We start from the raw sequence: 22263 nt of genomic DNA, 5'->3' as shown, positions 1-22263 counted from the left end.
CGATCGATTCGGCTGTGCGCATATACCCTGTTTACCCTGCTAGGACATCAGGCATCCCGCAACCCGGAGCTCACCCTTTACGCTATACCGGTAGGGGGTATATAGTGAGCCGCATGAAAGGCCGCCGCGTGGTGTGGACGCGATCCGCGATCGTCGCGCTGGCCTTGGCGTGGGCCGCCGCGGTGGTCGCGGCGCAGTGCTGGTTGCCGCAGGTGCACTTGCAGCCGGCGCATTCCGATCACCCCTTGGCGACATCGGTGGGTAGTGAGTTCGTGCTCAGCGCCGACCACGCGCACCTCGTGGACAATTCGACCCCTCCATGCCCGGAACAATTCGCGACGGCGGTGTTGCCCCGGACGGCCACGATGTCGTTCGAATCCGCTCCGGTGGCCGCCGCGGCGGGGATTCCGGGCATTCTCACCTATCTCGTGGTGCCGGCCGGGCGTGGCCCGCCATCGGTGCCAGTCTATGTTCGCGCGGGTCAAGATCTGCTGACCCGGTACTGCCGCGCTCGTCGCTGACTGGTCAGCGCCAGGTCATGGGGACAAACCCGGGCCGGGGACCGCTGACCCACATCAAATTGCCGCAGCGCCATCGCGGCCAAATGCAGAAGCGACGAGACAATGAACCCCAATTTGCCCTTGGTAAACGCAGCAAATTCCGCTGGCGACAATCTGAACATTTCACCCACAACGCTTCCCGGCCGCTCACACCTGACCTCGATGCGGCCGCGGCAGACTCGGGATCGGTACCGTGTTGTTCCCGAGGGATACCACCCCATTCCCGGTCGTAACCGGCACCCGGGCACCATGGTCGGCAACACCCCGGTGCTCTGGGTGTCGGGGGACGCGAGTCCAGTCGGCAGCGCCGATCGTGGATTCTGGGCCAAGCTGGAAGGCTTCAACCCCGGCGGCATGAAAGACCGCCCTGCCATGCACATGGTGGAACGGGCCCGCGCCCGCGGTGATCTGGCCCCCGGAGCGGCCATCGTCGAGTCAACGAGCGGCACGCTGGGGTTGGGCCTGGCGCTGGCCGGTTCCGTCTACGGCCACCCGGTCACGCTGGTCACCGATCCGGGGCTGGAGCCGATCATCGCGCGCATGCTGACCGCCTATGGTGCCCGCGTCGACATGGTGACCGAACCGCACCCGGTCGGGGGCTGGCAACAAGCCCGCAAGGACCGAGTCGCTCAGTTGTTGGCCGCTGACCCCAGTGCCTGGAATCCCGACCAATACAGCAACCCCGACAACGTCGACGCCTACCGGCCGCTGGCGCTCGAGATGGCGGCTCAACTCGGTCGAGTCGACGTGTTGGTGTGCTCGGTGGGAACTGGTGGACATTCATCGGGTGTTGCGCGGGTGCTCCGCGAGTTCAATCCCGCCATGCGACTGATCGGTGTGGACACCATCGGCTCCACAATCTTTGGTCAGCCCGCGTCGAGCAGGCTGATGCGCGGGCTGGGGTCGAGCATCTTTCCACGCAACGTCGATTACAGCGCCTTCAATGAAGTGCACTGGGTTGCCCCCGCCGAAGCCGTCTGGGCCTGCCGGTCCATGGCCGCTACCCACTACGCCAGCGGCGGATGGAGCGTCGGAGCGGTCGCCCTGGTCGCCGGATGGGCCGCGCGCACCTTGCCGTCGGACATCACTATCGCCGCGGTGTTTCCCGACGGTCCCCAGCGCTACTTCGACACGGTTTATAACGACGACTACTGCAACGAGCACGGGCTGCTTGGTCAGCGACCCGCGACTGAGCCGGAGGTGATCGCCTCACCCTCGGCCGCGGTGGTGCAACGTTGGACGCGTAGCGCGACGGTGATCGACCCGACCCAGGTAGCGGCGTGATGGGCTTCCTGGCGCAGTTCCGCAGCTTCAACCGGCCCAGCCGGGTGCTGATGATCAACCAGTTCGGCATCAACGTCGGCTTCTATATGTTGATGCCATACCTGGCCGACTACCTGGCGGGACCGCTCGGTCTGGCCGCATGGGCGGTGGGTTTGGTGATGGGCGTGCGCAACTTCTCCCAGCAGGGCATGTTCTTTGTGGGTGGGACGCTCGCCGACCGGTTCGGCTACAAGCCGCTGATCGTTGCCGGTTGTTTGATCCGTACCGGTGGGTTTGCGCTACTGGTGGTCGCGCACTCGCTGCCCAGTGTGCTGATTGCCTCGGCGGCAACGGGTTTCGCCGGAGCGCTGTTCAACCCCGCGGTGCGTGCCTATGTGGCCGCGGACTCCGGTGATCGCAAGCTCGAAGCGTTTGCGATGTTCAACATCTTTTATCAGGCCGGGATCCTGCTGGGCCCGCTGGTGGGGCTGGCCTTGCTGACGCTCGATTTCCGGATGACGGTGCTGGGGGCCTCGGCCGTCTTTGCGGTCTTGACCGCCGCTCAGCTGATGGCGTTGCCCCAGCATCTGGCCGACCCTGACACCAAGAACGAGTCGATTCTGCAGGGCTGGAAGGCGATTGTGCGCAACCGCTCGTTCCTGGGCTTCGCAGCCGCCATGACGGGTGCCTACGTGCTGTCGTTCCAGGTCTACCTCGCCCTGCCCATACAGGCATCGTTGCTGGCGCCTGGCCACCAATCAGTTTTGGTAGCGGCCATGTTCGCGGTATCCGGGCTGATCGCGATCGCCGGCCAGCTACGCATCACCCGCTGGTTCGCCGCGCACTGGAGGGTAAGTCGCAGCCTGGTGGTCGGGGCCGCGATCTTGGCCATGGCGTTCGTGCCGCTCGCGATGGTGCCTAACGCGCAACGTTTCGGCACCGGGGCCGCGGTCGCGGCGCTGTTGGTATCGGCGAGTTTGCTCGCTGTCGCTTCGGCGGCGTTGTTTCCCTTCGAAATGCGCACCGTGGTGGTGCTGGCCGAAGACAAACTCGTGGCGACACACTATGGCTTCTACAGCACGATAGTCGGCGTCGGAATCCTGGTCGGCAACCTTGCGGTGGGCTCGCTGATGAGCGTGGCACACCGTTTTGGCGCCGATGAACTCGTCTGGGGTGGATTGATTCTGATCGGTCTCGCGGCGGTGGTCGGCCTGTATCAGCTGGACCGGCAGGCGACGCGCGCCGAGCGACTGAGCCGCCGTCATCCACCGGCGCAGCTCTGCCAACAGGCGGCCTAGTCGCGCGCAGGAACCCCGAGTCGGCCCCGCCGCAGTGGCCTAGTGCGCTGGGCTAGCCCGCGGCCAGCCAGTCACTGAAGTGGGTGGGGTAGATGGTCACATCCTCGCCGTCGGTGGGGACGATGCTGTGCTCATCGAGCACCGCGCCGAAGTAGCGGGCGTTGGGATCGGTGCGTACCTGGCGGGAATCGCCATGTGCGGCAAGCCCCATTCGGACGAAGTCGTCCATGCCGAACTTGTCCGGGCCGGCGATGTTGGTGATCCCGTTGAGCGGATTGCTGATCGCAGCTCGAGTGACGCCGGTTGCCACATCGCTGGCCGCGATAGGCTGGATGGCCGCGGTGTGTGACAGGCGCACGGTGTCGCCATCGGTAGCCGAATCGGCAATTCCGATCACGAATTCGAAGAACTGGGTAGCCCGCACAATGGAATACGGCAGATCCGATTCCTCGATCAGCTTCTCCTGGGCGCACTTGGCCCGCAAGTAGCCGCTGTTGGGCACCCGGTCGGTGCCCACGATGGACAGCGCGACGTGGTGGCGCACACCCGCTGTTTGCTCCGCCGCGAGCAGGTTCTTGGTCGATGTGGTGAAGAAATGCAGTACGTCGTCGTCGGCAAAGGAGGGGGAATTGGACACGTCGACCACCGCGTCGGCTCCGGCAACGGCATCGGCCAGCCCCTCGCCGGTGAGCGTGTTGACGCCCGAGCGCGGCGATGCAGCGACGGCCTGGTGCGCTAGCCCGGTCAACTGGGCGACGACTTGCGATCCGATCAGCCCGCTGCCGCCGATAACCAGAATCTTCATGGTCAAGCCCCTCCCGGTCCGCGTGATGGAATTGCTCAATCCAGCATCCTCCGTTTTCGGCCGATGAAACAGGGAAAGTCCGTGGTTTTGGCGGGTCGCCGGGTGGCGTCAGGGTGATGACGGCTCCGTGTGACAGCAATGGAAACTAAATCAACTGCTTGACTTAACCTGGCGCGCGCGGATTAACTCGTTCTGTGGTCGACGAATTGGCCGGCAAAGTAGCGATCGTCACCGGCGGGGCCTCCGGTATCGGGCGCGCCACGGTGGCGCGGTTTATCGCCGAGGGTGCGCGGGTTGTGATCGCCGACGTCGAAGCGGAGCGTGGTGAGTCCTTGGCGGCCGCGCTGGGCGCCGATGCCATGTTCTGTCGGACCGACGTCTCCCAACCCGAACAGGTCGCGGCGGTGGTGGCGGCCGCCGTCGACAACTTCGGCGGCTTGCACGTGATGGTGAACAATGCCGGTGTCTCCGGCGCCATGCACCGCAGATTCCTCGATGACGACCTGGCCGATTTTCACCGCGTGATGACGGTCAACGTGCTGGGAGTGATGGCCGGCACCCGTGATGCCGCCCGGCAGATGGCCGCCCACGGCGGAGGATCGATCGTCAATCTCACCTCCATCGGCGGGATTCAGGCAGGCGGGGGAGTGATGACGTATCGGGCCTCGAAGGCGGCGGTGATTCAATTCACCAAATCGGCGGCGATCGAGCTGGCGCACTACGAGATTCGGGTCAATGCGATCGCGCCGGGCAACATCCCCACCCCGCTGTTGGCGTCGTCGGCGGCGGGAATGGATCAAGAGCAAGTCGAGCGGTTCACCGCGCAGATTCGCCAGACCATGCGTGAGGACCGGCCACTGAAGCGCGAGGGCACGCCCGAGGACATCGCCGAAGCGGCGTTGTACTTCGCCGGTGAACGGTCGCGATATGTCACCGGGACCGTTCTTCCCGTGGACGGCGGGACGGTGGCGGGCAAGGTGATTCGCCGCAGCAGGTAGGGCGGCCCGCCGCTCAGCGGGAGGATTCTCGGGTCGCCTCTTGGGCGAGTTTCACCCGGGAGGTGACCCCAAGCTTGGTGTACACGTGGGTCAGATGGGATTGGACCGTGCGCGGTGAAACGAAAAGCCTGGCGGCGATGTCGTTATTGCTGAGCCCGTCGCTGACCAGCCTGACCACGTCGCGCTCCGTGGGTGTCAGCGATGCCCAGCCGGTGGCGGGGCGTTTGCGCGCGCCGCGGCCGCGTTGGGCGTAGGCGATTGCCTCCTCATCCGACAGCCCGGCGCCCTCGGCCCAAAGAGCCGCAAAGTCGTCTTCCTCCAGAGCGTTACGCAGGGTTCGTAGCGACGAATCGTAGTGGGAGTCGTAGATCTTGAACCGTACCGATCCCATCCGGTCTCGCATTGCCGCTGCCGCGCCGAAGAACCGGGCCGCTTCGCGGTGGTTGTCGAACTCAGTGGCCACATCCGCGAGGCATTCCAAGATGTCGGGGACGCCCAAATAGGCGCGAACGCCGCAAGCGTGTATGAGTGCCTGGTGAGCGTCCCGCTCAGCCCGGTCGTGCTCGCCCAACGCAAGCGCCACGCGTGCGCGCGTCGTGCGCGCCTCCATCGCGTAGAACGGACGAGACGCGGTTGCCGAGACCGCTTCATCTGCGCGACGTCGTGCCGTGTCGAAGTCCTCGGATGCCACGGCTGCTTGCGCGATTTGGTTGAAGAAGACCGCGGCCGTATCAGGCTGGACACTCGCGTGACGAAGCGCGGCCTCACCGGCATCCCGTGCCGTCGCGAGATCGCCGGCCGCCAGGGCCGCAGCGGAGAGCGCTCCATAGCCAATGCCCTGGTACAGGCCCCCGAGACTTTGGCCGGCTTCGATGGCCGCGCCGGCTGAGATGCGAGCCGCATCGGTATCTCCGCGATGGGCGAGTGACCAGCCGGCGATCGTCTGGCCGAGCACCTTCGAGATCTCGTCGTGAGCTGCCTCGGACTCGGAAACCACTTTCGCGCACTGCTTGGCGGCCGCGTCGAGTTCGCCGTTCCAGAGCTGTGCCCAGCCAAGCCACAAGCGGCATTCCCGCGAATGGAATCGGTCACCGATGGAGTCGGCGAAGTCGCGGCCTTCTTCGGCGGCGGTGCGGGCTTGGATGGGATCTCCGCTGATGATCCCGGAATAGGCCTGCGTGCCCAGGATCTGGCTCAACCTCCATCGGTCGTCCGTTGCGCGGGCTAGCTCGACCGCCTCGGCGAAGTATGGCCTGGCCAACTCGGGGTGATAGCTGGCGATTACCGAACAGGCGGCCAGTGCCCGCGTCAGCAGCGCCGGGTCGTCGAAATAGCGCGCGATCGATAGCGCTTGCCTAGCGTCGTCCATGCTGTCGGTGGCGCCCACCCATGCGTTGAGCACGGCCTTGTCCGCCAGGGCTCTGATCCGCACCGGCGTCGTAATGTCGACGTGTCGCGTGTCGAGATCGGCAAGTGCAGAGTTGAACCAGGTCAACCCTTCCTGGATGCGGCCGCGGGTGAGCCACAACGGCTGCAGCGACGCGGTCAATGTTAAAGCCTCATCGGGATTGGAGTTTTCGCGGCTCCAGGCGAATGCGGCGCGCAGGTTGTCGATCTCAATCTCGGCTTGTTCGAGGCGCTGCTCATGGTCGGTGTGCTTCGGCGAGTCGAGTCGCGCGGCCATTGTCGTGTAATGGTCGCGGTGGCGGGTCCGTACCGAATCGGCCTCGCCGGACTCGGCGAGCTTTTCCAAAGCATACTGGCGCACCGTTTCCAGTATTCGGTATCGCGTTCGGTCAATGAGGTTTTCGGCCACCACAAGCGATTTGTCGACCAGTAGGGTGAGTTGATCCAGCACCTGGAAGCGCTGCACATCGGTGGTTCCAGCCACGGCCTGGGCTGCCTCGAGATCGAACCCGCCCAAGAAAACGGCCAGCTGGCGGAACAGGATCCGTTCTGGCTCACTGAGTAAGGCGTGTGACCAGTCCACGGATGCGTGCAACGTCTGTTGGCGTCGCACCGCGGTTCGTGCACCGCCGGTCAGCAATCGGAACCGGTCGTGCAGACCCACCACGATCTCAGGCAAGGACAGCGCCCGTACCCGCGCCGCCGCCAGCTCGATCGCCAACGGTATTCCGTCGAGGCGACGGCAGATTTCCGCGACCGCAGGAGCCGTATTGTCGTTGCTCGCGAAATCGGGTGCCACTCGACGCGCCCGATCGACAAACAGCTCCATGGCTTCGTCGGCCAACGACAGCGAAGGCACCCGCCAGGTCACCTCACCGGGAACCCCGATGGGCTCCCGGCTGGTGGCAAGCAAAGTGAAGCTGCTGGAAGCGCCGAGCAGCGGGAGGACCAACTCCGCAATGGTGTCGAGCAGATGCTCACAATTGTCGAGCACGATGAGCATTTGGCGACCGGCGACGAACCGCAGCAGCGTGTCCACCGTCGAGCGGCCCGGCTGGTTCGGCAGGCCAAGTGCGCGGGTCATCGAAATCGGCACCGCGTCTGGGTCGGTGACCGATGCCAGATCGACCCACCAGACACCGCCGTCGTACTCGCCTGCGACCTCGCCCGCGATCTGCACCGCCAGCCGGGTCTTGCCAACCCCGCCGGCCCCGGTCAAGGTCACCAACCGCTGCTCGGCCAGCAGTTGGCGGACATGGGCCATCCCCGCATCACGGCCCACGAAATTCGTCAGCTGCACCGGTAGACCATGGGTGGCGGCGGCCTTCGACAGTCGTAAGGCTGGGAACTCATTGCACAGGTCTGGATGACACAGTTGCACCACGCGTTCAGGGCGAGGTAAATCCCGCAGCGGGTGGGTGCCCAGATCGCTTAACCAGGCTCCGGCCGGGAGCTGGTCCAAGACCAACTGTTCGGTGGCACCGGAAAGTACGGTTTGGCTGCCGTGCGCCAATTCGCGCAACCGTGCGGTTCGGTTGATGGTCGGGCCGATGTAGTTGGTCGGATCGTTTGGGTCACGCATCCGAACCTCGCCGGTGTGCAGTCCGATGCGTAGCCGGATCGGGGCCAGCGGGGCGCGCTGCAGCGCCAGGGCACAAGCCACGGCATCACTGGCGCGGGCGAACGCGACCACGAAGCTATCGCCCTCGCCCTGCTCGACCGGCCGTACTCCGTCGTGAGCCGCAATCACCTCGGCCAGAATCTGATCGAGCTGGGTGATTGCGGCTGCGGCTTGGTCGGGCTGGTTGTCCCACAGTCGGGTCGAGCCCTCGACGTCGGCCAGCAGCAACGTCACCGTTCCCGTCGGCAAACCGTTCATGCCTAGGTCGCTCCAATTCAGCTGCGGCGTGTCTGCTCGCGCTTCGATGTGGTCATGCTTACCAGCATGGATCGGTGGTCCGCCGCAAAACATCAGTAGAAATGCGCAGAGTGCGGCGGCCGGGTCGGGTAGCGCCACGGCGCAACCGGCCGATACGTCGCTGTGGCCCCTTCAGTCGCACCGGCCACAGCGGCTCTGTGCCGGGCTTTCGCGTTTTAAATCAATCGCTTGACTTAATACTTCGGTGCGCGGTTGACTAGGTGTCATGACCGCCGTTGGCAGGGCCGTTCGCGGTGAACGGGCCAGCTCCACGCAAGAGGCGATCCTGGTCGCGGCCGAGCGGCTGTTTGCCGAGCACGGTGTGTTCGCGGTCTCCAACCGCCAGGTCAGCGAGGCGGCGGGGCAGGGCAACAACGCCGCGGTGGGGTATCACTTCGGCACCAAGACCGATCTGGTTCGCGCTATCGAGCAGAAGCATCGCGTGCCGGTCGAACGGCTTCGCGAGCAAATGGTGGCAGCGGCCGCCGCCAAGGGTGCGGCCGCGACGATGCGGGATTGGGTGGCGTGTTTGGTGTGCCCGCTCACCGAACACCTTGCGGTCCTGGGTAATCCGACTTGGTACGCACGGTTTGCCGCGCAGGCGATGACCGATCCCGCCTACCACAACATCATCGTCAAAGATGCGCTGAGTTCGCCGTCGCTGGTTCAGGTCATCGACGGCATCAACAGCTGTCTACCGGATCTGTCCGTCGACGTGCGCTACGAACGCAACCTGATGGCGCGAAACCTCTTGATGCACACCTGTGCTGATCTCGAACGTGCGCTTGCCGCGGGCACCTCGGTGCCGCGACCCTCCTGGCGCGGGGCCGCGACCGGACTGATCGACGCGATAACCGGCCTATGGCTGGCGCCTGTGACAGCGCGCGAGTGAGAAGGGGCGCAGATGAAAGTGATTGTCGATGAAAACGTCTGCGCATCGTCGGGCAACTGCGTGATGAATGCACCCGAGATATTCGACCAGCGTGACGAGGACGGTGTGGTCGTCCTGCTCAACGAGAATCCGCCCGCTGAGCTCGCCGAGGGTGCCCGCAGGGCGGCCGCGTCCTGCCCGGCGATGGCAATCAAGATCGAGGAGTGACCGTGTCCGACACGCTCGCAAGCCCCAGCCCCGAGACGGCGGCGGGAATCCCGGACTATCCGATGTCGCGGTCCGCGGGCTGTCCGTTCGCCCCGCCGCCAGGAGTCATGGCCCTGGCGGCAGCTAGGCCGCTAACCAGGGTGCGCATCTGGGACGGCAGCACACCGTGGCTCATCACGGGATATGAGCAAGTGCGCGAGCTGTTTTCCGACTCACGGGTAAGCGTTGATGATCGGCTGCCGGGCTTCCCGCACTGGAATGCGGGCATGTTGTCGACCGTTCACAAGCGTCCCCGCTCGGTGTTCACCGCCGACGGCGAAGAGCACACCCGATTTCGGCGGATGCTGTCGAAACCGTTCACCTTCAAGAGGGTGGAAGCACTACGCCCCACCATCCAGCAGATCACCGACGAGCACATCGATGCGATGCTGGCCGGCCCGCAGCCAGCCGACCTTGTTGCCAAACTGGCCCTGCCGGTGCCGTCGTTGGTGATCAGTCAACTGCTGGGGGTGCCCTACGAGGACGCCGAGATGTTTCAGCACCACGCCAATGTCGGGCTGGCCCGGTACGCGACCGGTGCGGACACCGTCAAAGGCGCGATGAGCCTGCACAAGTATCTGGCTGAGCTGGTCGAAGCCAAAATGGCGAACCCGGCCGAAGACGCGGTCTCCGATCTGGCCGAGCGGGCCAAGGCCGGTGAGCTCAGCGTCAAGGAGGCCGCCCAGTTGGGCACCGGCTTGCTGATCGCCGGACACGAGACCACCGCAAACATGATCGGTCTTGGCGTGCTCGCGTTGCTGGTGAACCCCGACCAGGCTGGGATTCTGCGGGATGCCCACGACCCCAAGATCGTCGCGAATGCGGTCGAGGAACTGCTGCGCTACCTCAGCATCATTCAAAACGGCCAGCGCCGGGTCGCCCACGAAGACATTCACATTGGCGGAGAAACCATCCGCGCCGGCGAAGGCATCATCATCGATCTCGCTCCGGCGAACTGGGATGCGCACGCGTTCGCCGAACCGGATCGGCTATATCTGCACCGCGCGGGCGCCGAGCGCAACGTCGCCTTCGGCTACGGCAGGCACCAGTGCGTCGGCCAACAGCTCGCCCGCGCCGAGTTGCAGATTGTCTACCGCACTCTCTTGCAGCGCATCCCCACGCTGACGCTGGCCACTGCGCTCGAAGACGTCCCGTTCAAAGACGACCGCCTGGCCTATGGGGTCTACGAACTACCCGTGACCTGGTGACCACTGTCTCAACCCGGATCCGAATGGAGGATCAATGATGTCGGCCCCAACCAGCTCCGTCTCGCTCTACCCGCCGGAAGGCTTTGGAGCACCGAAGAATCGCCGGGGACATGCCAGCGGCATCAATGTGGGGCTGCCCGAGGGCACGGTGGTGTTCTCGGCCGACAATCACATATCGCTGGCCGCCGACATCTTCTATGAGCGCTTCCCGGACGATCTGAAGGACAAGGCACCGCGTATCTGGTACGAAGACGGTGCTTTTCAGGTCGGGCGCAAGGGCCAGTCGTTCCTTCCGGGCGACTTCAGCGCGGTCCTCATGCAATACGATGACCTGCCCGGGGCCGCCAGCACCAACATCGAGGCGAGGATCCAGGAACTTCGTGAGGACGGGGTCGACAAGGAGCTCGCCTTTCCCAACGCGGTGCTCGCCCTCTTTCACTACCCGGACAAGATGCTTCGGGAACTCGCATTCCGCATTTACAACGAGTACATCGCCGAACTGCAGGAGCGCTCCGCCGGTCATTTCTACGGTGCCGGGCTGATCAACTGGTGGGACCCCGACGGAACTCGCCGCACCCTAGAGGAACTGAAATCGCTTGGACTCAAGACCTTTTTGATGCCGCTAAACCCGGGCAAGGACGACGACGGCAACCCTATCGACTACGCGAGCACGACCATGCGGCCAGTCTGGGACGAGATCGAGGCTTCCGGCATGCCGATCACCCACCACATCGGCGAGACCCCGCCCAAGAGCCCCTGTGAGTTCAACAGCGTCGTCGTCGGGATGATGATCAATATCGACGGATTCCGGGAGACGTTTTCCAAGTACATCTTCGGCGGCATCCTCGACCAGCATCCGGGTTTGCGGGTCGGCTGGTTCGAAGGCGGCATCGCCTGGGTGCCCTGGGCACTACAGGACGCTGAGCATTTGGTGGCGTCCTATCAGCACATGTTCAACCGGCCGCTCGAGCATGACGTTCGCTACTACTGGGACAAGCACATGAGCGCATCGTTCATGGTTGACCCGCTGGGACTGGAACTGATCGATCGCATCGGGGTCGGCAAGGTCATGTGGTCCTCGGACTATCCGCACAATGAGAGCACCTACGGCTATTCGGAGAAGTCGCTGGCCGCTGTCGTCGACGCGGTCGGGCCGCAGCATGCCGCCCGGATAGTCAGCGGCAACATCACCGAATTCCTGGGACTCTGAGGAGTTCTGATGACGACGTTCGCGCGGCCGCCCTCGCCTGAGATGCAGATTCCGGAGCGGCCGGACCTGACCCGGATGCGGCGCGAGACGGGGTCCAGGCTCCGCCGCGCGATGGCCGATCGCGGCGTCGACGCGATGATCTTGTTGGGTAACAGCGCCGTCGTCTACGCCACCGGCGCCAGTTGGCCGCTGGGAGACGCCGGGCTGTCCTACGTCGAGCGCCCGGTGGCGGTGGTGCTGGCCTGCGACCAGTGGCCGCACCTGTTTCTGCCGTTTCGGGAGGGCGCATCCCAGGAGTCGGAGTTGCCCGCCGATCACCTGCACGGTCCGGTCTACCTCGAATTCGACGAAGGAGTAGAGAATTTCGCGCGCCTGTTGTCGGAGCTGATCCCACCGGCAGCCACCATCGCGGTCGACGAGTTGACCGGTGCCATGGCACGAGCCGCAAAGCTGCTGTTCCCCAGCGGTGCCCCCGTCGATGCGAGCGCCGTCGTGAGTGCCGCCAAGGTGATCAAGACCTCAGATGAACTCGCGTGCATCCGCAACGCCGTCCGAATCACCGATGCGGCGATGGTGCAAGTGCACGAGGCGCTGGCGCCCGGGATTCGGCAGATCGAGCTATCCGCGCGCTTTCTGCGCCGGGCCTTCGAACTGGGCGCCACCGCCAGCATGCTCGAACCGATCTGGCAGGTCATGCCGGCAAGCAGGGCCGAGGGTGTGTGGACCACCCACGGCGACTTGGCGCTGCCGCTGCTGAGCACCGAGCGAGAACTCGCCGCAGGCGACGTGCTGTGGACCGACGTGAGCATCACCTACCAGGGCTACTGCTCAGACTTCGGGCGGACCTGGATCGTGGGGCGTGACCCGCAGCCACGGCAGCAGCAACAGTTCGACAGGTGGCGCGAGATCATGAGCGCCGTGGTCGGCGTGGCCCGCGCCGGCGCGACGGCAGCCGAGTTGGCCAGGGCCGCAACGGCGGCCAATGGCGGTGCTCGGCCCTGGTTGCCGCACTTCTATCTGGGCCACGGAATCGGTGTAAACGCGGCCGAAATGCCGATGATCGGAACCGATCTCGGTGAGGAGTTCGATGAGAACTTCGTGCTGGAGCCGGGCATGGTGCTGGTGCTCGAGCCAGTTGTGTGGGAAGACGGTACCGGAGGCTACCGCAGTGAAGAGGTTCTGGTGATCACCGAGGAGGGCTCGACGCGCTTGACCGACTACCCGTATGACCCTTATGTCGACTGAAGTACTGCCCGACAATAGAGCGCTGCGTTGTGGGCGCCGGCAACGTGCGCTCGAGCAGATGGCGGCCCACGATCTCGATCTCCTGGTTCTCGGTAGGCAGGCCAACGTCCGCTATGTCTCGGGCACTCCACAACTTTGGGTCGCCGGTACCAGGCCGTTCGGCCCCACCTGCGTCCTGGTCCGCGCGACAGGTGCCATTCATCTGCTCAGCACCTGGGATGAAGGCGTTCCCGATGACATCCCGCACGAGAACCTCTATGGCATCTCGTGGAACCCGATGAACACCATTTCGGTGCTCGAGCGCATCGACGGTGCCGCCACCGCCCGGCGGGTGGGGACCGACGCGCTGTCACCGGTCTTCGCCCAGCTGCTGCCGCAGGCATTTCCCAACGCGGAGCTGGTCGACGGCGAGCTCGCGATGCGCGCCGCCCGGCGGATCAAGACGGACGAGGAGGTGGTCGCGCTGCGGGCAGCCATCGCGGTCGCCGAGTCCGGGCTGGCCGCGGCGGTAGCCGAGCTGCGAACCGGGGTCGGTGAACAGCTGCTGGCCGGCGTGCTGGTGGAAGCGGTGGCGGCCGGCGGCGTCAGCACTCCCTCCAATCAGGATGTGGCGTGGGTGACTTCGCGCGAGCACCCGTGGCGGCGGGCCAGCGGCGATCGTCGCGTCCGGTCCGGGGACTTGGTGGCCTTCTCCGCGGGGGTCCTGGCCGGCGGATACATCGGCGAGGTGGGCCGAACCTGGCCCGCAGACGGTGTTGCGGGCGCCGCGCCGCTGTACCAACGATGGGCGAAGCTGTGGGATGGGCTGCTTTTAGCGTGCCAGCCGGGTGCGGGGGCCGGCGAATTGCTGAATGCCTACCGGCAGGCCGGAGAACCGGCGCCGCCGATGCCGGTAGCGCGGGGCCTGGGAATGGGCTTTGACCCGCCGGTCATCTCCGCCCAGCTGCCCGCGACGGCGGCCAATGACCGATTGGAGCCGGGAATGGTTCTTGCCGTGACGGGTTACGTGTGGGAGGCCGGGGTGGGCGCCGTGTTTGGCCGCGAAGCGGTGTTGGTCAACGCCGATGGACCCGAGGTGTTGACCGCCAGCCCGATGTGGCAGGCCTAGCCATGCCAAAATCGGAGCCGCCGGTGGACAAGGTGATCCGGTATGACAAGGACCCCGAGACCCGAATCGCCACCATCACCTTCGATCGCCCCGGCCATCTGAATGCGCCGACGATAGCCGCGCGACTGCGCTACGCCGATCTGCTGCACCGGGCCAGCATCGATGACGAGGTCAAGGTACTGGTGATTCGCGGCGAGGGAGAGGATCTGGGCTCGGGTGCGGATCTCGAAGAGTTCATGGAGGTGATGAACTCTCCGGATCAGGGCCCGCGGCTTGCCGAATTCCGGATCGGCGCTGAGGAGGTCAAGTATCCGCCGTTGGGCTCTTTTCGTCATGGCGCATCGGTCAGCCAGTGGTATGCCAATCCGAACGCCGGGATTCGTGGCCTGCAGGATTTCAAGAAGATCTCCATCCTGGAGGTCAAGGGTTACTGCTATGGCTGGCACTTCTATCAGGCGGCCGACGCTGATCTGGTGATCTCCAGCGATGATGCGCTCTTCGGGCATCCGTCATTCCGCTACTACGGCTGGGGTCCGCGGATGTGGTGGTGGGCGCAGACCATGGGCATCCGCAAGTTTCAGGAAATGGTCTTCACCGGAAGGGCTTTCACCGCCGCGGAGATGCAGGACTGCAACTTTCTCAACAGCGTGGTACCGCGCGAGGAACTCGAAGCCGAGGTGGCCAAGTATGCGTTGGCCTGTGCGCGCAACCGGCCTAACGACACGGTGTTCATGCAGAAGGTCTTCTTCGAAATCATGAAACAGTTCCAGGGCGAGTACATGGGCAGCCTGCTCAGTGGCTTCTTCGAGTCGATGGGCAGCGGTGTGCGGGCCGACACCGATGACCTCATGCTCGATGACGCCATCGAGCAGGGTCTGGGCGATGCGGTCAAGGACAATGACAGCCGGTTCCCACCGGAGTGGCGCCTGAGCAAGAAATCGCGGGCCAAAGACGGCACCGGCAAGCCTGCCAAGCAGAAGAAGAAAAAAGGTTAGTGGAGGCCACACCGTCAGCTCAGCCGCCCCTGGCCGGTTACCGGGTGGTGGATCTGTCCACCGGTATCGCGGGCGCATATTGCACCAAACTGCTCGCCGACGGCGGTGCTGACATCGTCAAAGTCGAGCCACCAGAGGGTGATCCGTTGCGCTGGTGGTCGGCTTCGGGCACCGCCATACCCGAGGGCAACGACGGCGCCCTGTTCAACTTCCTGGCCGGTAGCCAGCACAGCGTCGTCGCGGCACCCGAATCCGATCGCGACCTGGCGTTGGTCGAGGCGCTCCTGGCCGCCGCCGACGCGGTGGTGTGGTCGCCAGGTTCCAGAGTCGCTGAGCACCCGCGCCTTGGACCGCAAGAGCTGCACCGGCGCCATCCGCAGCTCACGGTCACGTCGATAACCCCGTTCGGGCTGGAGGGGCCCTGGCACGACCGGCCGGCGACCGAGTTCACCCTGCAGGCGTGGTCAGGCGCAATCATCGGGCTCGGACGTGGCCTCGCCGATCGCGCGCCCGTCTTCGTCGGCGGGCAAGTCGGCGAATACCTGGCCGGAGCATATGCCAGCGTGGCCACCCTGGCCTCCCGGCACCGCCGGATCAGCGATGGATGGGGAGAACTGATCGACCTATCCATGCTGGAGACCCAAATTCTCAGCCAGACTTACTATCCCGTCACCTATTTCGAAATGCTCGGCCGGCCATGGCGTGACGCTCGGCGGTTGACCGTACCGGGGGTGGCGTGTGCCCAAGACGGGCTGGTCGATCTGGGATGTGGAACCGCGCAGCAGTGGTTCGACCTGTGCGCGATGGTCGGTCACCCGGAGTGGATCGACGAGCAATCGCCGTTGTCGATCACCGAACAAGCCAACCTCCATGCCGAGGAGATCTACGACTGGCTGCGCAGCCATCCGTCCGACGAGATCCGGGAACTCGCGACGGCGTTCCGGATTCCCAACGCGCCGGTGGCCAATGGGGCCAACATCGCCTCGCTCGACCAATTTCAGGCGCGAGGTTCCTTTGTCCGCAACCCCCGCGACGGGTTCCTGCAACCGGCCCATCCGTACCGGATCAGTTCGGTGCACCTGCGCCGCCCCGGTCCGGCGCCGCGGCTCGGGGAACATGGCGACCACTACCGGACGGCCGAACTGAAGCCCAGGCCGGTACCGACGCCGCAGGTTCTGACGCGACTGCCTCTGAGTGGCATTCGCGTGCTCGACCTGACCACATTCTGGGCGGGACCGTCGTGCACGCACCTGTTGGCCATGCTCGGCGCCGAGGTGATCCACGTCGAATCGACCCGCCGTCCCGACGGTACCCGGCTGATTGCCGGCGTACCCGTGACCGAAGACCAATGGTGGGAGAAGTCGCCCATTTTCGTGGCGCTGAACACCAACAAGAAGGGTGTGACGCTGGACCTGGGGGATTCGCGGGGTCGGGAAGTGTTGCACCGGTTGATCACAACCTGTGACGTGATAGCCGAGAACTTCACTCCGCGCGTCCTGGACCAGCTGGGTCTGGATTTCACCACGGTGCAGTCGATTCGGTCTGATGCCATCCTGCTACGCATGCCTGGATTCGGCCTGGACGGACCGTGGCGCGACAATCCGGCGTTTGCTTATGTCATCGAGTCCGCGGCCGGAATAAGCTGGATGACGGGCTATCCCGACCTCACACCGTATGAGCCGTATTCGGTCGGCGATCCCAATGCGGGTGTGCATGCGGCCAATGCGCTGCTGCTGGCGCTCGAGCACCGGCGGCGCACCGGTCGGGGTGTGCTGGTGGAAGCGGCGATGGTGGACGCCGCGCTGAACATCGCTGCGGAGCAGGTCATCGAATACAGCGCGTACGGGCGGCTGCTGGAGCGCGCGGGCAACCGCGGCCCCGCCGCTGTGCCGCAAAACCTCTACCGCAGCTCTGACATCGACGAGTTCGGCCACCTGGACAGCTGGGTTGCTATTGCGGTCTCGACTGACCAGCACTGGCAGCAGCTGGGTGCTGCGCTCGGATCACCCTCTTGGGCAGCCGAACCAAGCCTGGCCACAGCGCCCGGCCGGCGGACCCACGAAGACGTCATTGACGACCATTTGGCGGCGTGGTGCGGGCAGCGGGGCAGCGACGAGATCGTGGCCACCCTATGGCAAGCCGGTGTACCGGTGGCCAAGGTGATGCAACCGCATCGGCAGTCGGAGTTGGCCCAGTTGGCTTCGCGCGGCTTCTTCGAGGTGGTGGATCATCCGGTGAACGGCCCGGCCAGGCTCAGCACGGTGCCGATGCGGCTGTCCGGTTGGCCAGGACGATTTCACACCGAACCAGCGCCCCTGTTGGGTCAGCACAACCGTGAGTTGCTGACCGAGCTGGGCCTGACCGCGGCGGAGATATCCGAGCTGGAATCTGACGGTGTTATCGGGGCGGCCTCGGCAATGTACTCGGCAACCTGAACAGCACCATGGCAATTGATCCCGCGGATGTCCTGCTCAACGGCCGGGTGGCGGTGGTGACCGGCGCGGGATCGGGGATTGGTCGTGGCGTCGCCGCTGGCCTTGCGGCGTTCGGTGCCTCGGTGGCGATATGGGAGCGGGACCCGCAAACCTGCGCGCAGGCCGCAGCCGAGGTTGGTGGCCTGGGCATCGCCATCGATGTACGCAGCGGCGACCAGGTGGACGCCGCCCTGCAGCGAACCCACGCCGAACTGGGCGAGGTAACCATCCTGGTCAACAACGTGGGCGGGGTGTTCTGGTCGCCGCTGCTGCAGACCAGTGAGAAGGGCTGGGATGCGCTCTACCGCAGCAACTTAGGTCATGTGCTGCTGTGTACCCAGCGGGTGGCCCGGCGGCTGGTTGCCTCGGGGCTACCGGGCAGCATCATGGCGATCACCTCGATCGAGGGAGTGCGGGCCGCGCCTGGTTACGCGGCGTACGCCGCCGCCAAGGCGGGCGTTGTCAACTACACCAAGACCGCGGCACTGGAGCTGGCGCACCACGGCATTCGGGTGAATGCGATCGCACCCGATATCACGATGACCGAGGGGCTGGCGCAGCTGGGCGACGCCGCGGCATTGGAGCACATAGGAAGTCTGGTCCCGTTGGGGCGCCCCGGTGATGTCGATGAGATAGCAAGTGTCGCGGTGTTTCTCGCCTCTGACATGGCGCGCTACGTCACCGGCCAGACAATTCACGTCGACGGTGGCACCCACGCCGCGGCGGGCTGGTACCGCGATCCGCAGACTGGCGAATACCGGCTGGGTCCGGGCTAGTGCCGCCAGCCTTCGGCGGCTTGCTCGTCGAATGTGCGGTCAATGCGGGCAAACCTGCGTTGAATCGAGGTGCGGGCGCCCTCGTGTGGCAGCACGTAGAGGCGGTTGGCCAGGATGGCGTCGGCCGTCAGGCGTGCCAGCTCGTCGACGCGCAGGCTATCGTCCTGTGTCGGCAGGGAGCCCATGTCCCCGGTTACCTGCGGTGCGGATGACAGTCCGTAGTCCGCGCCGCGGATCCGCTCCGAGTTGGAGACCAGCCGGGTCTCGACGACCATCGGGCACAACACCGTTACCCCGACTCCGCGGTCTTTCATTTCGCGGGAGAGGGTTTCGGCCAAGCCGACGACGCCGTATTTGGCTACGCCGTAGGCGCCGAGGCCGGCGTTGGGCACCAGTCCGGCAAAGGACGCGGTGAAGGCGATGTGTCCACCGTGTTCCAGCAGCTTCGGCAGGAACGCCTCGACGGTATGAATTGAGCCCCACAGATCGATGTCGATCACCCACCGCCAGTCGTCGTGCGTCATGTCGGCGATCGGACCCGCGACGACAATGCCGGCATTGCTGAACACCACGTCGATTTGCCCCAGCAGGCGGGCGGATTCGGCGGCGAGATGGTTGACCTCGCTCAGATGGCGGACGTCACACATCACGCCGTGCGCATCGAAACCCTTCCCGCGCAGATGTTCGACGGACCGCTCCAGTCCCGGCTTGTCGATGTCGGCCAGCACCACCTTGGCCCCGCGCCGAGCGAACTCGGTAGCCGTGGCCAAGCCGATGCCGCTCGCCCCACCCGTTATGACCGCCCCGCGTCCCGCAAATCCGTCCATGTGACGGAACCCTATTTCAGGCAGCCACCTGCGTCGACGGGCAGGGTGACACCGGTTATGTAGCGGGACTCGTCGGAGGCCAGGAACAGTACGGCGTTGCTGATGTCTTCGGCCTCGACCCACGGAATCGGCAGGGTGTGGAAGAGCTGGCAGATCGGTGCCATGTCGTCGGGACCGGGATTCTCCAGGTCCGGGCGAAACATCTTGAAGGTGCCCTCGTTGTGCAGCATGGGGGTCCGGACATGCGTTGGGTGTACCGAATTGACCCGAATCATGTGTTGCCCCAACTCAACTGCAAAGGACCGCATCAGGCCTACGACGCCGTGCTTGGCCGCCACGTAATTGCCGCAGTGCGGGTACGCCTTCATTCCGCCGACCGAACTGGTCAAGACGATCGAGCCCCCGTTGCCCCCGGCAATCAGATGCGGCACCGCGGCTTTGACGGATTTCCAGACCCCGGACAGGTTGACGTCGATCATCTCCTGCCAGTCGTGTTCACTGGTCTTGTCCAGCGTGGCGCCGCCGTTGCCGATGCCCGCGTTGGCCACGATGATGTCCAGCCGGCCCAGTTCGTCCACTCCGGCGTCCACCGCGGCTTTCAGCGCGTCGTAGTCACGCACATCGGCCTCGGCGGTGAAGATCCGGCGGTTGTGTCCCTTGACCAGATCGGCCGTCTCGGCCAGGTCCTCCGGGGTGGACGCCGGGATGGTGGTGTTCTCCACGATGGGTTTACACACGTCGACAGCGATGATGTCGGCACCCTCCTGCGCCAGACGTACCGCATGGCTGCGGCCCTGGCCGCGAGCCGCTCCGGTGATGAACGCGACTTTTCCCGCGACCCGCCCGCCAAGCTGCTCAGTCATGGATACCTCACTTCCTCAGGTGGGGGTGGCTCAATCGAAGACGGCCGGCAGGCTCTCCCAGCCTCGTACGGTGGAGGTCGGGGAGAGCTTGGCGTTACCAAGGTCGACATCCCATTCGGGGAAGCGCTTGAGGATCTCCTCGAGCGCGATCCGGCCTTCCAGCCGTGCCAGCGCCGAGCCCAGGCAGTAGTGGGTTCCGACGCTGAAGGTCAAGTGTTGGTGTGGCTCGCGCCGGATATCGAAAACGTCACCGTCCGGCGGGAATTGGCGATGATCGCGGTTGGCCGCCCCGATCAGCATCATCATGATGCTGCCTTCGGGCACCGATTCGCCGTAGTACCGCAGATCGCGGGTCACGTACCGGGCCACGTGTGGTGCGGGTGCCTCGTAGCGCAGCAGTTCCTCAACCGCCTGCGGAATCAGCGACGGGTCCTCGACCAGTGCTCGGCGCTGATCTGGATGCTCAGCCAACACCTTGCCGGCCCAACCGATCAGCCGGGTGGTGGTCTCGTTGCCCGCTCCGGACACCACACTGACATAGGTGAGAAGTTCATCGCGTCTGAGTCGACGCACGGTCCCGGTCTCGTCCTCGAATTCGGCGTTGAGAAGTTCGGTCATGATGTCGCTGGAGGGATGCTCGGCGCGCCAATCGATGTAGTGGGCGAAGAAGTCGCCGCTGACCATGCCGTCGGCGGAGGCCTTCATCGGTTTGCCGGCCTCGGTGCGCAGCTGGGCAGTGGCGAAATCGCGGGCGGCTTCCTGGTCCTCCTCTGGGACGCCCAGCAGCATGCCGATGACGCGCATCGGCATCTGGGCGCCGAGATCGGCGACGAAGTCGAACCTGCCGCTGCCCATCAGGGGATCCAAACTGCGCGCGCAGAATTCGCGGATCTTGGGTTCTAGATCATTGATCTTGCGCGGGGTGAACATGCGCGACAACAACTTACGGTGAACGTCGTGGACCGGCGGATCCTCGAAGACGAGTACGCCCGCGGGGATGTCGATGTTGGCCTTGATGATCTCGAGGATTGCCCCCCTGGCCGAACTGAACGTTTGATAGTCGACGATGGCCCGGTCGACATCGGCGAACCTGCTCAGCGCGTAGAAGCCGTGCTGCGCGTTGTAGTACAGCGGCGCCTCTTCGCGGAGCCGGCGGAACATCGGGTAGGGGTCCGCGTTGAGCTCTACGTCGTACGGGTCGAAGTAGACGTCACTCGCTGCGGTCACTGTCACCCATGTCGCCTCTCGAAGGAACGTGCTTGCCCGTTCGCCCGTGCAACACGAGTCGTGCTGCACCTGAACTCTGTCATCACCCGCCAACGAGTGTCAACGAGGAATCCGTTTTAGCTAATCGCAGTTCTTATATGGAGAGAATAGCGTTCTCGTTAGGCTGATTCAACGCGCGCGGGCATTATCACCGGCGGACGAAGCGGGCCGGTGACTCGGGCAGGCCTGTTCGGGTGGTGTTAGGAGGCGGCGAATCCGCGTGAACAGAAATCCCATACTTCATCTGCGGTGATGGGGTGGCTCGTCGCGTCGTCGGTGCCGCCGCTGGACTGCGCGATGAACATGACCGTCTGCATGGTCATGGCGGCTATCCGTCTTGGGTTGAGGTCTTCTCGCAGTTCGCCGGCCTCGGCCGCGGCCTCCATCAGCTCGGTGAGCAACGCCACCAGCGGCGCGTGCGCGACTTTGACCTCGGCCGGGTGGCTTACCAACAGGCGCGGCGCGAAGTCGGTAAACAGTGGTCGCTTGGCTGTCGGGTCGGGGCGCGACGCCTCATACAAGAGCTCGACCGCCACTTTCAGTCGCTCCAGCGGATCCGCGTGGGTTTCGGTGGCGGCGCGGATCTGGTCGGCGGACCGGCTCAGTGCGTCCTCGAAGAGCGCCAGCAATAGCTCGTGTTTGCCGTCGAACTGCAGGTAGAAGCTGCGCAATGACTGCCGTGACCGGTCCACGACTTCCTGCACGGTGAAGTCTGTGCTGCCCTTTTCGATGATGATGGCCTGTGCGGCGTCCAGGAAACGCTGAACGCGCTGCGCCGCTCGCAGTTTCGCGGTCTTGATCGACCGCTCGACGGCGCGCTGCTTCCAGGCGGGTTCTTCGCTCGGGTTCGTCACGGGCGGCTCAGATGATTGCCGCGAGGAGAAAACATGGTTGGACTGTACCG

General features: G+C 64.9%; 19 protein-coding genes. 13 read left to right on the top strand and 6 right to left on the bottom strand.

The genetic code is table 11. The features are described 5' to 3' along the window. Positions 1-113 precede the first annotated feature (113 nt). The 3 genes from lpqS to CCUG20998_RS23680 all read left to right on the top strand — a co-directional run bounded on the left by lpqS (position 114) and on the right by CCUG20998_RS23680 (position 3121). A complete protein-coding gene (gene lpqS, locus CCUG20998_RS23690) occupies positions 114-521 on the top strand; it encodes a putative copper homeostasis (lipo)protein LpqS (protein WP_223161693.1) in 408 nt (135 codons plus the stop codon). 201 nt (positions 522-722) lie between these two features. Further along, on the top strand, positions 723-1844 hold the full coding sequence (locus CCUG20998_RS23685) for a PLP-dependent cysteine synthase family protein (RefSeq protein ID WP_099052725.1): 1122 nt from the start codon (positions 723-725) through the stop codon (positions 1842-1844). Beyond that, complete coding sequence (locus tag CCUG20998_RS23680; RefSeq protein WP_020729491.1) at positions 1844-3121, top strand: MDR family MFS transporter; 1278 nt, start codon at positions 1844-1846, stop codon at positions 3119-3121. Before CCUG20998_RS23685 ends, CCUG20998_RS23680 begins: the two co-directional genes overlap by 1 nt. 52 nt (positions 3122-3173) lie before the next feature. On the opposite strand, the gene CCUG20998_RS23675 is transcribed toward CCUG20998_RS23680, so the two are convergent. Next, positions 3174-3926 carry an SDR family oxidoreductase gene (locus tag CCUG20998_RS23675; RefSeq protein ID WP_020729492.1) on the bottom strand — a complete coding sequence of 251 codons (753 nt, stop codon included), beginning with the start codon at positions 3924-3926 and terminating at the stop codon, positions 3174-3176. 194 nt (positions 3927-4120) lie between these two features. On the opposite strand from CCUG20998_RS23675, the gene CCUG20998_RS23670 reads away from it, so the two are divergent. After that, positions 4121-4924 (top strand): SDR family NAD(P)-dependent oxidoreductase, encoded by an 804-nt coding sequence (locus CCUG20998_RS23670; protein WP_020729493.1) that lies wholly within the window; start codon positions 4121-4123, stop codon positions 4922-4924. 13 nt (positions 4925-4937) lie between these two features. Here the strand turns inward: CCUG20998_RS23670 and CCUG20998_RS23665 are convergent, their stop codons facing one another. Continuing rightward, positions 4938-8210 (bottom strand): LuxR family transcriptional regulator, encoded by a 3273-nt coding sequence (locus tag CCUG20998_RS23665; RefSeq protein WP_020729494.1) that lies wholly within the window; start codon positions 8208-8210, stop codon positions 4938-4940. A 265-nt stretch (positions 8211-8475) separates the two neighbouring features. On the opposite strand from CCUG20998_RS23665, the gene CCUG20998_RS23660 reads away from it, so the two are divergent. The 9 genes from CCUG20998_RS23660 (at position 8476) to CCUG20998_RS23620 (ending at position 18403) form a co-directional block, all read left to right on the top strand. Next, on the top strand, positions 8476-9141 hold the full coding sequence (locus CCUG20998_RS23660; protein WP_020729495.1) for a TetR/AcrR family transcriptional regulator: 666 nt from the start codon (positions 8476-8478) through the stop codon (positions 9139-9141). Between the two features lie 12 nt (positions 9142-9153). Further along, positions 9154-9348: a ferredoxin gene (locus CCUG20998_RS23655; protein WP_020729496.1), complete on the top strand. Its 195-nt coding sequence runs from the start codon at positions 9154-9156 to the stop codon at positions 9346-9348. A gap of 62 nt (positions 9349-9410) precedes the next feature. After that, positions 9411-10595: a cytochrome P450 gene (locus tag CCUG20998_RS23650; RefSeq protein ID WP_373145215.1), complete on the top strand. Its 1185-nt coding sequence runs from the start codon at positions 9411-9413 to the stop codon at positions 10593-10595. A gap of 148 nt (positions 10596-10743) precedes the next feature. Further along, a complete protein-coding gene (locus CCUG20998_RS23645; RefSeq protein WP_172607309.1) occupies positions 10744-11805 on the top strand; it encodes an amidohydrolase family protein in 1062 nt (353 codons plus the stop codon). 9 nt (positions 11806-11814) lie between these two features. Continuing rightward, positions 11815-13050: a M24 family metallopeptidase gene (locus tag CCUG20998_RS23640; RefSeq protein WP_020729499.1), complete on the top strand. Its 1236-nt coding sequence runs from the start codon at positions 11815-11817 to the stop codon at positions 13048-13050. Next, positions 13040-14158: a M24 family metallopeptidase gene (locus CCUG20998_RS23635; protein WP_036456022.1), complete on the top strand. Its 1119-nt coding sequence runs from the start codon at positions 13040-13042 to the stop codon at positions 14156-14158. Before CCUG20998_RS23640 ends, CCUG20998_RS23635 begins: the two co-directional genes overlap by 11 nt. Before the next feature lie 2 nt (positions 14159-14160). Further along, positions 14161-15153: an enoyl-CoA hydratase/isomerase family protein gene (locus CCUG20998_RS23630; protein WP_036456025.1), complete on the top strand. Its 993-nt coding sequence runs from the start codon at positions 14161-14163 to the stop codon at positions 15151-15153. Next, the gene (locus tag CCUG20998_RS23625; protein ID WP_020729502.1) at positions 15153-17588 is read left to right on the top strand and encodes a CaiB/BaiF CoA-transferase family protein; all 2436 of its coding nucleotides are present in this window, start codon (positions 15153-15155) and stop codon (positions 17586-17588) included. Before CCUG20998_RS23630 ends, CCUG20998_RS23625 begins: the two co-directional genes overlap by 1 nt. 8 nt (positions 17589-17596) lie before the next feature. Next, positions 17597-18403 (top strand): SDR family NAD(P)-dependent oxidoreductase, encoded by an 807-nt coding sequence (locus CCUG20998_RS23620; protein WP_020729503.1) that lies wholly within the window; start codon positions 17597-17599, stop codon positions 18401-18403. Here the strand turns inward: CCUG20998_RS23620 and CCUG20998_RS23615 are convergent. From CCUG20998_RS23615 to CCUG20998_RS23600, 4 genes are all read right to left on the bottom strand, one after another. Next, positions 18400-19230, bottom strand: a complete 831-nt coding sequence (locus CCUG20998_RS23615) for an SDR family NAD(P)-dependent oxidoreductase (protein ID WP_020729504.1) — start codon at positions 19228-19230, stop codon at positions 18400-18402. The two genes, CCUG20998_RS23620 and CCUG20998_RS23615, sit on opposite strands and share 4 nt — an antisense overlap. A gap of 11 nt (positions 19231-19241) precedes the next feature. Further along, positions 19242-20093 carry a mycofactocin-coupled SDR family oxidoreductase gene (locus CCUG20998_RS23610; protein ID WP_012396292.1) on the bottom strand — a complete coding sequence of 284 codons (852 nt, stop codon included), beginning with the start codon at positions 20091-20093 and terminating at the stop codon, positions 19242-19244. 30 nt (positions 20094-20123) lie between these two features. Then, a complete protein-coding gene (locus tag CCUG20998_RS23605) occupies positions 20124-21326 on the bottom strand; it encodes a cytochrome P450 (RefSeq protein WP_020729505.1) in 1203 nt (400 codons plus the stop codon). A gap of 233 nt (positions 21327-21559) precedes the next feature. Further along, the gene (locus tag CCUG20998_RS23600) at positions 21560-22213 is read right to left on the bottom strand and encodes a TetR/AcrR family transcriptional regulator (RefSeq protein ID WP_020729506.1); all 654 of its coding nucleotides are present in this window, start codon (positions 22211-22213) and stop codon (positions 21560-21562) included. Positions 22214-22263 lie beyond the last annotated feature (50 nt).

This window comes from Mycobacterium marinum (assembly GCF_003391395.1).
GTDB lineage: Bacteria > Actinomycetota > Actinomycetes > Mycobacteriales > Mycobacteriaceae > Mycobacterium > Mycobacterium marinum.
Note: the sequence above shows the minus strand (reverse complement) of the source record. Positions and strands in the feature narration are given on the sequence as shown.

Coding starts and splice junctions, on each gene's coding strand:
- CCUG20998_RS23660 (WP_020729495.1), top strand. CDS start 8,476: ATGACCGCCGTTGGCAGGGCCGTTCGCGGTGAACGGGCCAGCTCCACG.
- CCUG20998_RS23665 (WP_020729494.1), bottom strand. CDS start 8,210: ATGAACGGTTTGCCGACGGGAACGGTGACGTTGCTGCTGGCCGACGTC.
- CCUG20998_RS23620 (WP_020729503.1), top strand. CDS start 17,597: ATGGCAATTGATCCCGCGGATGTCCTGCTCAACGGCCGGGTGGCGGTG.
- CCUG20998_RS23680 (WP_020729491.1), top strand. CDS start 1,844: ATGGGCTTCCTGGCGCAGTTCCGCAGCTTCAACCGGCCCAGCCGGGTG.
- CCUG20998_RS23610 (WP_012396292.1), bottom strand. CDS start 20,093: ATGACTGAGCAGCTTGGCGGGCGGGTCGCGGGAAAAGTCGCGTTCATC.
- CCUG20998_RS23615 (WP_020729504.1), bottom strand. CDS start 19,230: ATGGACGGATTTGCGGGACGCGGGGCGGTCATAACGGGTGGGGCGAGC.
- lpqS (WP_223161693.1), top strand. CDS start 114: ATGAAAGGCCGCCGCGTGGTGTGGACGCGATCCGCGATCGTCGCGCTG.
- CCUG20998_RS23675 (WP_020729492.1), bottom strand. CDS start 3,926: ATGAAGATTCTGGTTATCGGCGGCAGCGGGCTGATCGGATCGCAAGTC.
- CCUG20998_RS23635 (WP_036456022.1), top strand. CDS start 13,040: ATGTCGACTGAAGTACTGCCCGACAATAGAGCGCTGCGTTGTGGGCGC.
- CCUG20998_RS23650 (WP_373145215.1), top strand. CDS start 9,411: ATGTCGCGGTCCGCGGGCTGTCCGTTCGCCCCGCCGCCAGGAGTCATG.
- CCUG20998_RS23655 (WP_020729496.1), top strand. CDS start 9,154: ATGAAAGTGATTGTCGATGAAAACGTCTGCGCATCGTCGGGCAACTGC.
- CCUG20998_RS23630 (WP_036456025.1), top strand. CDS start 14,161: ATGCCAAAATCGGAGCCGCCGGTGGACAAGGTGATCCGGTATGACAAG.
- CCUG20998_RS23685 (WP_099052725.1), top strand. CDS start 723: ATGCGGCCGCGGCAGACTCGGGATCGGTACCGTGTTGTTCCCGAGGGA.
- CCUG20998_RS23640 (WP_020729499.1), top strand. CDS start 11,815: ATGACGACGTTCGCGCGGCCGCCCTCGCCTGAGATGCAGATTCCGGAG.